The sequence below is a fragment of the Pyrodictium delaneyi genome, assembly GCF_001412615.1.
In the GTDB taxonomy this organism is placed as follows: domain Archaea; phylum Thermoproteota; class Thermoprotei_A; order Sulfolobales; family Pyrodictiaceae; genus Pyrodictium; species Pyrodictium delaneyi.
Genome location: NZ_CP013011.1, coordinates 544,523 through 556,486 on the forward strand (window position 1 = coordinate 544,523; position 11,964 = coordinate 556,486).

Sequence of the window (11,964 nt, forward strand, 5' to 3'; positions counted from 1 at the left end):
GTTATGTTCACACATGGTAATTAAGTAGGATAGGCTGTTCAACAAGCAAGCAACCCACTACCACTCGACGAGCAGCACAGCTACGACACCTACTGCACACGGAGTAAAAATACTAGCAGGGAGACTAAAGGAGCAGCCTGCTTAAGCCTTGCAACACTGCTACAAGCGGCTCGGTGCGCGGCCTCGCCCACACCGCCCCCTGAGGAGTCCCGACAACGCTTGTACAGGGCTTCGGGTGTCCGGCAGAGCGTCCTCACAGCCAAGGAAGAAGATAGGTAAAGAGGCGGCCGGGTCCTGGGGTGGTGGACCGGCCGGGATTTGAACCCGGGACCTCTCGGGTGCGAACCGAGCGCTCTTCCAGGCTGAGCTACCGGCCCACCCTCCATGAGTAGCTGGCACTCGGTATGACTAGCCTATAAGCGTTCTCCCTACATCATCTGCTCCAGTGATACCTAGGCACACACCGTAGGGGCTCAGATGCGGGCCTTACCGCCATCCCCCGCGCATAGCGCGGGGTTTAGCGAAGCTAGCTCGGGTCTTCAACCCGGGTTCCCTCTTCATGGCCCCGCTGACCAGCCTTTGGATATACTGTGCTATTTGTGACACTGCCGCCAGAGTCCGGGGAGGCACGGAGACCTATATTAGGCCACTCCCAGGCTGACAGCACTGCGACACGGAAGACAGGGCCGCCTCCGGAGAGCCCGCCCAAAGGGCGGGTGATGAGGCTCAGCGGCCTCGCGTCGGGAGCACCCTGCAGCGAGGGCAGCTGTGACGCGTGAGAGGCCGCCGTAGCTCAGCCGGTAGAGCGCGGGGCTGTGGACCCCGAGGTCCCGGGTTCAAATCCCGGCGGCGGCCCCATTCACACCTTCTATACCTTCTGCAACCGCCATACGACCCAGCTATATGGATGCATGGCTTTCAGGGAGGACAACTGCCTTCAGCGCTTATACCTTAAGGTTAATTGATGCCCTGGGACGAAGTATGCACGGGGTTCTCCGGGCCTCGGCTGGCCGCTGACGGGCCGGAAAGGCCTGAGGAAACTCCGCCCTCCCCGCGGCACCGGGGCCCCGCAAGGGGCGCGGGTGAAACCCGCGGCAACGGCACAGAAACGGCACGCCCGCCCGCGGGAGGACTGTGATGCGGAGAGGGCCCGCCGGTAACGGTGGGCCAGTAACCCGCTGAGGACCCGGGCGGGTGCGTTGAAACGGCCGTCCCCCCGGGGAGCAAGGCGGCGCGCCGATGAGGGCCGCGCGACTGGCGCGCCGGTGTCCGCTTAGTCGAATGCGGCCGTAGGTACAGAAGGCGGGTTATAGCCGGGGCCCGGAGAACCCCGTAGCTAATGATGCCGGAGCCCTACGGACCACACGGTCTGCCTACGAGACGGTCCGGAGGCTTATCCGGCGGACTCATCGCCACATATTAGGTGTATGCTGGGCTGTTCTGGCTCCTGGGTGGCCCTGGATGGGTAGGCGGAGGCGTAAGTATCGGAAGCCACAACTGCTGAGAGCACCTAGAACACTCCCTACCATATTCGACTGCCCTCACTGCGGCGCTCGCGCTGTGAGCGTCGAGATAAGGAAGAAGGAGAAGAACGAGCGTGGAGAAGTGAAGGCTATAGTTAAGTGCGGTAAGTGCGGCCTATACGCCGAGATGTGGGTACCACAGATATTCCAGCCCGTCGACGTGTACTCGAGATTCCTAGACGCGTACCTCGAGGGGAGGCTAGAGTACACGTTCATCAAGGAGGGCGGAGAGGCTACTATCTCGCTCGAAGAACTAGCCTCGGAGAGCGAGGAAGGCGAGGAGGCGGTTGAGGGTGGCGAAGCCTGGGAGAGTGGAGTCGAGTCTGAGAAGGAAGGTAGAGGCTGGTGAGAAGCTCTTCTTCCTTCTCTCGGACCCCGAGAAGCCCCTGGAAGTCGATACAGTGGTACAGTTCGAGGAGAGCGGTGCCGACGCGCTATTGATAGGCGGTAGTTTGAACGTCACTCCATACGATATAGACGAGTATATTAGTTCGCTCCGGGCAGAGGGCGTAAAGCTGCCGATTATACTGTTTCCTGGAGGCCTCAATAACATAGCTAAAAGCGCTGATGCGATACTCTTTATGTCGCTGCTTAATAGCCTTGATCCCTACTGGCTCATAGGCGCACAAGTATCGGCAGCTATGCTTGTAAAACGCCTGGGCCTCGAGGCTATACCAACAGCCTACATCATAATCGGGCATGGTGGCGCCGCCGGCCACATAGGTAGGGCCCAGCCAGTACCACTGGAGAATGCCTACATAGTGGCGGCCTACGCTGCTGCAGCAGAGCTACTAGGCTTTCGCGCCATATATGTAGAAGCTGGCTCAGGATCACCTACGCCTGTCCCCCTCGATGCCGTTAAACATGCAAGAGCAGCAATAGAGGATACATTACTGATAGCTGGCGGAGGTATAAAGACACCAGAGTATGCCAAGAACGTTGTAGAGTCTGGAGCGGATGCCATAGTGGTAGGTACACTCGCTGAGAAGAACCCCGGTGAAGCAATTAAGATACTAGAGGCGATCAAGAGGAAATAGTGTCAGACAAACTTCTAGGACTCCTTTCTATCCTTTTTGTCCACTGTTTTATTATTCTGATTATCTATCTGATTATCTAAACATGAAGCCGCATTGAGCTCACTACTATACTTGACCCTTAGAGCTTCCTCAGCATCTATACCTACCATAGCTGCTAGGCTGAGCGTCCATGCTATCACATCAGCTATCTCCTCGGCTATCTGTTTTCTATCACCTTTAAGGAGGGCTTCTCCAAGCTCACCAACCTCTTCCACGAGCCATGTAAATGTAGCATAGAGTCCACGGCCAACATCTCTATGACGGAAAGCCTTCTCCATAGCACGTTGTATACATGACAGCTCCATCGCCGGCCACCAGATAAACCCAAATTCATATGGCTAACGACTTTTCTAGCCTCTTTCAGCGCATGATCTTAGGCCCATACCGAGACATGCAAACTGAGAAGCTGATGGCCTTGAAGACCAGTGAATCACCCATACAAATTAGCTATGTGAGAAGCCGCCCCACAGTTATATTAAGCTAAATACTATTACAGCAGCGATGAACCCTATTGTTATCATCATTACATGGAGTGGCTTTATCCTAAACAATGCATCTTCTTCACTGAAGGCCAGTAGACCAGCTGCTGTGAAGACTGTCGGTGTAGTATCCTTGCCCTTACCCTCCTTCTCCTTCTTGCTACTCTTCTTTGCATTACGCGCCATGAGCTAGGCGTCACCCCCCGGTAACTGTTGCGTACCGCTGGAGAGTGTCTTACCTCTTTCCCTCCAGATCTAGAGGCTGCACAGACAGTACTAGACCCACTACTGTCCCACTCCACAGGAAAGCTAGGGGTTGTATGACTAACCTTTTCACTTATTCAATACAATGCTAATATTTGTCTTTGGGAGGGACCCCTCTGTTTCTACTGGATAAGTACAGACGTCGCAATCAATCTATGGATCTATTATGTCTCACTCATTAGTATTGAATGAAAGTTTAGACAAACCAAATTATATGGAATTTAATGTTGAGCGTTAAAGCTGTAATGACAGAAACGAATGGCCAACATATCTGCGGTCCATGTAATGTTGCGCAAATTGTCTACTTGAAACGGCGGGGTCTGTCTCCGGAGTACTGCTAAGTTGTCACCCTTGGCGCCAGCACAGCTACAGCAATGCCAGTAGTACTGTTGTGGGTATATGGTGGGCTCCAGTGGAAACTGAGGGGTTGTTTACCTAGAGGTAAACATCATCGCTCATTATCGGTGTCGAGGGCGGAGTTACAGACTTCCCTACCGGATGGCGGCCTGGAGGCAGCATAAGGTGGTGGAATGAGGATAAGGGTGGAGTATAGTAGCCGCAGTAGCGAAGCTCCTCTGTAGGGCAGCCCTTGTCAGCCGTGAGGCCAGGCTCGTAAACACGTAGATACTCGGCATTGAGGGTTATGCCACCCCTATGTGGCTTTACTTGTCCACCAACCTCTATCTGCGAGCCTCGTGGCAGACGTAATGCTATCCTCTTGAGCACACCAGTCTCTCTGTAGAACGCTACGTCTATACACCCTGTGTCGTCGCAGAGCTCTGTTATTACGTGGCCACCTGGAATCCTTTGCACCGAGGATACATACCCCACGAGTACAGGGTTATCATAGGGCCTAGTCTCTGAGACCCTCTTTCTCCGCAGGTGAGCGTTTGTAGCTTGATTAGTTCGGAAGAGTATCCAGTGGCTGTACTCCTCTCCGGCATCGATGATATCTAGTGCTTTGAGCAGAATGCCTGGCTCTTCTCCGCGGACACCATAGAGTACAGGGTCGTAACCATGTGGATGTATCAGTACACGTTTCTCCAAGTAGTCGTAGTTCATGAATGTTAGAGGTCGTGTACGTAGGTCGTATTCTATCACACTCAGCTCGTCTATTCTTCGCTCAAAGGTCCAACGGTCTATCTTCCTGTAGGTTATTAGCTCGAATGTGAAGTCGTCTAGAACAGCACCTAGGGCGGCTAGGGCGCCTAGTATGCCTCGCGAGTCAACACCATATGCAGCTATTGCCCGATTCCCAGCTTCCTCTATGCATTCTTGTGCCAGTCTTAAGGGCAGGGCCTCGTGGACTGCCCTCAGGTAGAGTCTCTCTAGGCACCTAGGCCTCACGGTGAAGTAGTCTCTAAGCGTGGTTGCCTCCTCTAGGAGAAGTAGCACATATGCCTCCTTGCTGGAAGGGTTGGCCGAGTAAAGCTTGGCAGCTCTGTGGAGTAGTTCTGAGAGCTTCTCTAGATCCCGTCTGCTCTCTATGCTGAAAAGTAGTGCTACTGCACCGTTGCCTCTTGTTTTCCAGGGTACTGCAGGGTTTAGACGGATAAGCCACGGGTAGTCTACTAGGCTCAACCCCTCCTCTACGGCTTTATGAGTTATTAGCGAGGCTAGGTGTGTAGTGCAGCCGGCAAACGATGTATCAAAACTATCAAGGCCTACAGCGGCTATCAAGTGTTTTCGCCTCTACCTTCAACATGTAGTCACAGTAATGAGGTATGTGTTATACTATGTATCTTGGGTTCTTTCAGGGAGTCAGTGGTGTACTTTCACGGGGTAAATGCGGTTGATACCGTGACAGTAGCTCTCCCCTGCATCATGTATCTATCGTGGTTCCAGTGGCGTGATTAAGAGTACTCAATGCCAAAATCGTATCAAGTAATATGGTTATGTGGATAGGGCGGCTCTAGGATGGCTAGAAGTTTTCATGATCCTTTACGACTATCATTGTTAGTGTTGATCGTACTCTCGGTGAGCTGCGCAGATTTTTGTACACGATGTCCCTCAGTTTACCCATGTCATCGCTCTCTATTATAGCGACTATGTCGTAGAGTCCGTACACCATGTATACTGCACGTACCTCGGGGAGATTCTTTAGGGTCTCAAAGATCTCTTCGTCGGCCCCCATTTCGGTATTTATTAGGATGACAGCTTTGGGCACGAATTACACCCCTTCAGGCCTCCATAGTCCTACGGTTGTTGCCAGGGAGATTAATACAGATAGTGGGTGGGTGTATAGAAGGCTTCGTACAGTACCTAAACACTTGCCTCCGCCACTCACTACTATAGCAGGGTGGATAGGTGTTCTAGGGCGAAGTGATGTAGTAATGCGGGGCAGCGGTGACGGTTTTGGCGTAAGGCTTTACGCTATATACCTCCGGCATGATAACCCTAAGTACAATACTGCGGCCAAGCTCATAAGGCTAGGAATAGTCAGGGAGGTCAGAAAGCCGCCGCGCGGTAGTATAGTGCTTGACCCATTATCTCCATTTCCTGTCTCAGCCTCCGATAGGGGGCTCGTAGGGACCCATGGAGTCTGTGTGATAGACGGGTCATGGCGTAAAGTAATAAGGATACTAGGCCGTATACCGGGAGGAGTTAAGAGAAGACTACCACTCCTTCTTGCAGCCAACCCTGTAAACTACGGGAAACCGTTCCTCCTCAGTAGTGCTGAGGCGCTAGCAGCTACACTCTACATCACTGGCTTCATAGACGAAGCTCTAAGGGTGCTTTCCGTATTCAAGTGGGGCTACACGTTCATTGAGTTGAATAAGTCACTACTAGAGAGGTACACTGGGAAAACACAGAAAGAAGTAATTGAATCAGAGTGTAACATACTGAGAGATACTATAGGACTTGAGCTGGACGAATGCTCCGGAGAGAATCTTCTAGCAATCTACAAGCGTGTACTAGAAAGCTACGAAGAGAAAGGTCGCTAGATATCCCTTCCAGGTATACCTCTCCTAGGACTGATCTAAGGTTCAGAAGGAGGACTAGAAGGTGATGTTGTGGTGCGGGGGGTGGGATTTGAACCCACGCAGGCCTACGCCAGCGGGTCCTAAGCCCGCCCCCTTTGACCTGGCTCGGGCACCCCCGCACCCTATCCCTTAGCGAGGCTCCGGGAGGCAATGAGTGGGGCTGCTGGGGCTTAAATGCCCTTATGCTTGTTCGGCTTTTCCGGTGTCAAGGATTTGTGTTAGATTGTCTCTGGTAGGTTTCTTGTTGTTGTATATTGTTGTCTCGGCTAGTATTATCGAGATTTTGTCTGCAATCCCCTCGGCTAGCATCATCTTATCCGGCGAAGGGGGTATTGCGTGTAATAGTCTTTCAAGAGCGTTCCAGAGAGTCTGGGCAGCTTCTACTAGGATCCTAGTTCTCGTCTCATCATCTATACCGTATATCATTCTGCAAAGTGTTTCAGTGCTGGGGCTTAAGCTCTCGTGTACATAGCGGGATACGGCGGCCGGGCTTACACCCATTATGGCGGCTATGTCTTTTGCTGCATAACCGTTCTCAAGTGCTATCTCGACTAGTCTACGCCGGGTCCTCGAGTCAAGGAGTGCTACAGCCTCGCATACGTCTCCCAGAGTTTGGCTCATAACGATGGTCACCCCCGAGTGTGTAATGTACGCAAGATGCTAGGCTATGTGCAGAGCATTGTGTAGGTAGATGCACTGGATCCTAGGGTAACGAGTCTAGGCTTAGCAGGGCAAGTATTTGCTCGAAGAGTGATAGTGAAGGGCTACGCTTGTAGGCGCGTAGTGTTGCGCGTAAAGTAGGGTTCTCTACTCCTATTTTTGCGCAGCGTCTAACCCATTCTAGCCTTTTGAGCCCGCCGACTAGCTGTGTAAGGTTGCCAGGGCTTTGGTGAAGGGTACTAGAATCATAGTCTATTATGAAGGGCTCGCTGCTAGCTAGGTCTATGAGCACCTGGCCTCCAGGCCTCGCGAGTTCGCCGTGTCTTATGCCTAGCTTGTCGAGCCGGTATGCTTTCCAGAGTAACCGCCGAAGTACGTGTCGTGCCCATCCACAGCTCCTTGGACGGAAATCGCCTAGCTGGGGGCCATAGATAGGCTGGACTAGTATAAATAGTCTCGTAGCCATGTATATTCTTGGGGCTATGTTGGCCCACGCGGCTACAGTCCATGCAGCGGCTTCCCACAGCATTGAACCGCGCCGGGAGCGAGGATGTAGAGCCTTAACGGCGACTATGGTGTCACGCCAGATCGCCAGGAAGACGTTGCCAGCCCAGCCTCTGCCAAGCAGCCGGTAGCCTCCGGGTATCTCGACTCCGCCATAGCTTATGTAATGGGTAATGCCCGCCTCCCGTAGCTCCGAGAGTAGATGCTTACAGTGTCTGCTCTCTGGGTCCGGGTAGCAGATGGCAGAGGCTGCCTCCTGTAGCTCTATCTTCTCGGCTTCATCCAGTGTGGTGCTTTGTAGCCCGTCTCTAGTAGCCATGCCAACTCGTCACCCTGGAGCCGGTCTATAGCCTCCGGAAGCGTCGCCACCGATACGGTGAACCCCTGGGCACTACTCGGTAGCCACTCACTCATACGGTCTCGTAGAAGCGCAATGGCGTCTCTATATCTTCGCGGCCTAGCTACGGCTAGTCTACCATTGCTGGTAATCCACGGGCCTACAGCCGTCTCGTCGGCCCGATACTTCTCTATGAACCGGTACGCGTTGCTAGTATTCCATGCGGGCGGGCCGAGGTGAAGCTGGAGCTGAGGCAGTGTCCTTGATTCGAGCTCCACTAGTACTATGAAACGTCTACCCTCCTCGGATGCGTATGCTCCGGCGTCTAGTATTCTGAAGCCCCAGTGCTCTAGCAGCCTTATAGCGGCTCTTAGTACACGCTTGGCTATCCCCCAGAGGTTGTCTGGCGGAAGCTTCTGGGGCGACTCGAAGAGAGCCACTATGGTGTTGCCAGCCCTGGAGCCGTATACAGCTAGTACTTTCCCGGGAAGAGGCCTAGGCTTCTCTACGGCTCCGGGCACGTAGAAGAAGTCCTTACGCGGCTCATTGAGATAGAGGAGCGAGGCTACTATGAACCGTGCGAGACTCTGCCTCGAGACAGCGGCTGCGACATTGCGGTCAGGATCGACAGGATCTACTACTATCATGGCCGCGTCTTTAAACTTCTTCAAGAGTACTCGCTTGTCCCGGTAATGATTCTCAATATCTATAACCACGGGGGGTCTCCAGGACTGTGCTGCTTCTAGGACACTCCGAAAGCATCCGTAGTGTATTATGAGGAGTTCTACGAGATAGCCGGAGAATCCTTGTATAGCTATCTCTGCACCATAGACTCCTACACCCTTCATAAAGGACTTGAGTAAGCGTGCCTCGTCTCTCATCTCGGGAGTCATCTTAGAGATCACGTACTGCCGGTGGAAAGGAGTTCTATCCACAGCGGTAACTGGCTTATCAGGGTCGGGTACCGCGCATCCTGGTACTATCTCTACCCATATGTCGTTGACTAGTACTCTCAAGTAGGGGTGTTGCGCATAGCGCTTCTCTATGGTTAGACCCATTGAGGATAGTTTCGCAGCTAGCCGGTCTACTATGCCGCTCTTTATCACGTCTAGACATTCGCTGGGAGGTAGCAGGATAAAGAGATCCAGGTCGAGATCGCCACTAATCCACGTATCTTTAGCATAGCTACCCTCGATAGTCACGTTGACGCCGGTTATACCTAGATCTCGTAGCGCATTCTCGACCAGGCTCTTAGCCCTCCTGGCGGCCTCTTCAGCCCTCTCCTTTTCCTTCTTTGAGGGCTTTATCGCAGAGAGTATCTCCTCTTCTACTCTAGCTAGTTTACACGCTCCTGGCACCTTAGCGTACACCTCATGGTTGTCCTTGCTACCCTCTGGGTAACTGCCGTGCTCCTCTGGCTAGGCAGGTTACAGAAGACACTATACCGGTATAGCTGCTCCCAGACTGGGCGGCTGTGAGGAGGGCTGGTATTGCTGAGAGGGCCCGTAAGGCCTCAGTGACGATGGACACCAGCTCCGAGCCTTCATCTCCCATCTTCTAGTAATAATGATGGGCTCCGTCTGCTGTGCTGCAAACAAATGCCTAGACAGCAAGGTGGTTGACAATTATTAGAGACCATGCCAAGATTAAGAAGGGGCCAGAAGTAGGGATTCCCTGCCCTGGTGGTATGGTCATGGATGTCTTCATGGAGCGTGCCAAGAAGGTCCACGATGTGCTTCTACAGAAGGCTCGTAGTATAGGCAACGAGAGTATACGCTCGATAGTGCTGAGTCTCCTAGAGGAGCCGGTAATAACATTCACTAAGGTTGAGCCGAAGATAAGCTTCCACGAAAGCCCCGCCGCCCCTAAGAAGCATCATGCTTACCCTGGCGGGCTACTGGATCATACGCTTGGCGTCACGGAGATTGCAGAGAAGCTTATAGACGTATATGCTGGGATCTATGGCGCAAATGTTGATAGAGACCTAGTTATTGCCGCAGCGCTGCTTCATGACCTCTTCAAGTACTACCAGTACGAGCACGACCCCTTGACTGGCGGTTATAGGCCTCGTAGCGACTGGTACTTCAGCCACGACTTCGCCATGGTGGCTGAGCTATCTGTCCGAGGTGCCCCGGATAGGCTGATAAGAGTAGTAGCTGAGACACATGGAACGGTACCGTTTAGCACTATAGAGTCTCAGATTGTGCACCAAGCCGACACAACAGATTCTCAGATGGTCTCTCAGATACAGGACGTGGTATGGCGTGCATGTCTAGACATAGAGTTAGAGCTGGGAGATGTAAAGGCCATAAAGGTGTTCAACGAAGCTATGAAGAGGGCACCAATATTCGAATACGCAAAGATATACTACACCAGAGGCCGTGATGAGTTGAGAGAGTACATAAAGAAGCTGCTAAGCCTCGGCAAGTAGCCTAGAGACGGTGTTGCTCTTGCGTGGAAACCTCTATACCCTGGCTAGTATTCAGGTCCGTACACGGGGCTATGTGGAGGCCGACATAGGCGTACACTCTTTCCCGTGTAGTGGGTGGATGAAGAGGGGTCGATTTACCGAAGCCCGCCAATATGCATTAGAGCCGATGAAGAACCGTCGGACGTAGAAGAGCATTAATACATGGTATGCGATGAATGATCCCCTGGCTCCTCTGAGGCCCTGAACACTATATACTGAGGTTCTTGCGGAACAGGTATAGAATAAGCCGGTACAGTTTGTTTGCTCAAAACTAGGGATTTGTCGAGTGTATTTCTACGGCTCTGAGGTGGGTCCGGCTTCATCACTCCATTATCTTGTATCAGTCGACCGGTACCGTCTTCATGGCCTGTTATCCGTATTACGTGGCTGAGTTGTACTAACTAGGTTCAAGTAGACTTTATGTGATTGCAAAAATTGCGTAGACTTGTATGCATGGTTATCATGTTGAGGGCTCTGTGTGAGAGCTCTAGCTCATCCCCGGGTTGGTCGCATGGTTTGCTATTCTTCATCGCCCGCGGGATATTGTATACAGGATCGGGCTCGGGGTAGTTAGTCTCTATGCCTAGCTCTTAGCTTATGAGCACTCGTAGAATTGAGGCTACTCCCTTTGGCAGGCGTGGTAGTAGTCGTAGCAATTGACGAGGACTAAGCTCTCCTAGCCCAAGTGATGTGAATACATCAATAGGCAGTGCTGCGAGTATGTTTGCTCGTATTTCGGGCGACGCCGTTCTTATCTTGTTAAGCAGTTTTAGCTGTAGGTTTATCCACCTAGTGATGCTGCCAAGATGTTTTGAGACATCGTCCCCCCGTGTTATATTGTTAAATAGTGCATACGCTGATGCTATGGATGGACGTATACCCTCACCGGTTAGGGGGTAGACGAAGCCAGCAGCCTCGCCTATGATGGGTACTTCTCTTAGTAGAAGGCTTGTGTTGGCCCCGGAGACGTTTATCCTGGCACCTTTGACAGGTGTAAGGGGTTCTAAGCCTTTGAACCTGGTCTCAACAAACTTTTCTAGCCTAGATCTCAGACTCTCTGCGTCTTCATATCCACCAACGCCTATGTCCACAGTTCTATCGGATCTTGGGAACACCCAGTAATAGCCTACAAGGTTACTGTCGAACCATATCTCAATTATGTCGGTGTCCACGGGTTCGCTGGTCTTAAATATCTGTTGAACTGCGAGTATTGCGTTGTTTGCATAGCCTGGTAGACCTACAAGGCCAGGGGCTAGGACTACTCGTTCCCTTGCAAACAAGGGTTCGCCTTTTACTCGGGGTCTTGACGAGTCTGATATATCTACGAACCTCTTGTTGACAGTAGCGTTTTCGAGGAGGCTTTCAATAAACTTTGGCTTGTCTAGTATGTAACCCCAGCGTTGGCCGCTAGACTCGTGTACTAGCTTTCCATCTATATATATGCGGAAACCGTTTATCGTAGTTAGGATTACCTCATTGGGTACCTTGATATACCTCTCTACTTGAAGTGGAACGGCCCAGCCGCATGGCTTAGAAGCAAAGTTTACCCCTTCGTAAACTTCCACTGAGTAGCCCTCACTTGTGGCATAGTAGGCGAATGCAGCGCCAGCAGGCCCGGCGCCTACTACGACAAAGTCTGGCTTACTGGTTTCTGGCATCTCTAGGCA

The 11,964-nt window shown here is 52.3% G+C and carries 12 protein-coding genes, 3 tRNA genes and 1 other RNA gene; 6 read left to right on the forward strand and 10 right to left on the reverse strand.

Annotated elements, in window-relative coordinates:
* Positions 1–300: 300 nt before the first annotated feature.
* Positions 301–377: transfer RNA gene (locus Pyrde_RS02790), tRNA-Ala, on the reverse strand.
* A gap of 405 nt (positions 378–782) precedes the next feature.
* On the opposite strand from Pyrde_RS02790, the gene Pyrde_RS02795 reads away from it, so the two are divergent.
* The 4 genes from Pyrde_RS02795 to Pyrde_RS02805 all read left to right on the forward strand — a co-directional run bounded on the left by Pyrde_RS02795 (position 783) and on the right by Pyrde_RS02805 (position 2,560).
* Positions 783–858, forward strand: a tRNA-His gene (locus Pyrde_RS02795).
* Between the two features lie 139 nt (positions 859–997).
* Positions 998–1,322: RNase P RNA component (gene rnpB / locus Pyrde_RS10325), an RNA gene on the forward strand.
* 139 nt (positions 1,323–1,461) lie between these two features.
* Positions 1,462–1,872, forward strand: a complete 411-nt coding sequence (locus Pyrde_RS02800; RefSeq protein ID WP_055408006.1) for a zinc-binding protein — start codon at positions 1,462–1,464, stop codon at positions 1,870–1,872.
* On the forward strand, positions 1,817–2,560 hold the full coding sequence (locus Pyrde_RS02805) for a phosphoglycerol geranylgeranyltransferase (protein ID WP_088172092.1): 744 nt from the start codon (positions 1,817–1,819) through the stop codon (positions 2,558–2,560). The genes Pyrde_RS02800 and Pyrde_RS02805 overlap by 56 nt, the downstream gene beginning before the upstream one ends.
* A 14-nt stretch (positions 2,561–2,574) precedes the next feature.
* Here the strand turns inward: Pyrde_RS02805 and Pyrde_RS02810 are convergent, their stop codons facing one another.
* The 4 genes from Pyrde_RS02810 to Pyrde_RS02825 all read right to left on the reverse strand — a co-directional run bounded on the left by Pyrde_RS02810 (position 2,575) and on the right by Pyrde_RS02825 (position 5,509).
* The gene (locus Pyrde_RS02810) at positions 2,575–2,904 is read right to left on the reverse strand and encodes a MazG nucleotide pyrophosphohydrolase domain-containing protein (protein WP_055408010.1); all 330 of its coding nucleotides are present in this window, start codon (positions 2,902–2,904) and stop codon (positions 2,575–2,577) included.
* A gap of 165 nt (positions 2,905–3,069) precedes the next feature.
* A complete protein-coding gene (locus Pyrde_RS02815; protein ID WP_055408013.1) occupies positions 3,070–3,264 on the reverse strand; it encodes an SEC61-beta family protein in 195 nt (64 codons plus the stop codon).
* A gap of 513 nt (positions 3,265–3,777) precedes the next feature.
* Complete coding sequence (locus Pyrde_RS02820; RefSeq protein WP_055408015.1) at positions 3,778–5,022, reverse strand: TiaS agmantine-binding domain-containing protein; 1,245 nt, start codon at positions 5,020–5,022, stop codon at positions 3,778–3,780.
* Positions 5,023–5,263: 241 nt separating this feature from the next.
* The gene (locus tag Pyrde_RS02825) at positions 5,264–5,509 is read right to left on the reverse strand and encodes an Lrp/AsnC ligand binding domain-containing protein (RefSeq protein WP_082419431.1); all 246 of its coding nucleotides are present in this window, start codon (positions 5,507–5,509) and stop codon (positions 5,264–5,266) included.
* Between the two features lie 70 nt (positions 5,510–5,579).
* On the opposite strand from Pyrde_RS02825, the gene Pyrde_RS02830 reads away from it, so the two are divergent.
* Complete coding sequence (locus Pyrde_RS02830; RefSeq protein WP_180385523.1) at positions 5,580–6,287, forward strand: DUF367 family protein; 708 nt, start codon at positions 5,580–5,582, stop codon at positions 6,285–6,287.
* A gap of 70 nt (positions 6,288–6,357) precedes the next feature.
* Here the strand turns inward: Pyrde_RS02830 and Pyrde_RS02835 are convergent.
* From Pyrde_RS02835 to cca, 4 genes are all read right to left on the reverse strand, one after another.
* A tRNA-Leu gene (locus tag Pyrde_RS02835) sits at positions 6,358–6,445 on the reverse strand.
* 61 nt (positions 6,446–6,506) lie between these two features.
* Positions 6,507–6,947, reverse strand: a complete 441-nt coding sequence (locus Pyrde_RS02840) for a hypothetical protein (RefSeq protein WP_143522228.1) — start codon at positions 6,945–6,947, stop codon at positions 6,507–6,509.
* A gap of 82 nt (positions 6,948–7,029) precedes the next feature.
* Positions 7,030–7,809: a hypothetical protein gene (locus Pyrde_RS02845; protein WP_055408021.1), complete on the reverse strand. Its 780-nt coding sequence runs from the start codon at positions 7,807–7,809 to the stop codon at positions 7,030–7,032.
* A complete protein-coding gene (gene cca / locus Pyrde_RS02850; RefSeq protein ID WP_197272723.1) occupies positions 7,755–9,185 on the reverse strand; it encodes a CCA tRNA nucleotidyltransferase in 1,431 nt (476 codons plus the stop codon). Before cca ends, Pyrde_RS02845 begins: the two co-directional genes overlap by 55 nt.
* A gap of 335 nt (positions 9,186–9,520) precedes the next feature.
* Between cca and Pyrde_RS02855 the strand changes: the two genes are divergently transcribed.
* The gene (locus Pyrde_RS02855) at positions 9,521–10,258 is read left to right on the forward strand and encodes an HD domain-containing protein (protein ID WP_055410662.1); all 738 of its coding nucleotides are present in this window, start codon (positions 9,521–9,523) and stop codon (positions 10,256–10,258) included.
* 629 nt (positions 10,259–10,887) lie between these two features.
* Here Pyrde_RS02855 and Pyrde_RS02860 read toward each other — a convergent pair.
* On the reverse strand, positions 10,888–11,955 hold the full coding sequence (locus Pyrde_RS02860) for an NAD(P)-binding protein (protein WP_055408025.1): 1,068 nt from the start codon (positions 11,953–11,955) through the stop codon (positions 10,888–10,890).
* Between the last annotated feature and the right edge of the window lie 9 nt (positions 11,956–11,964).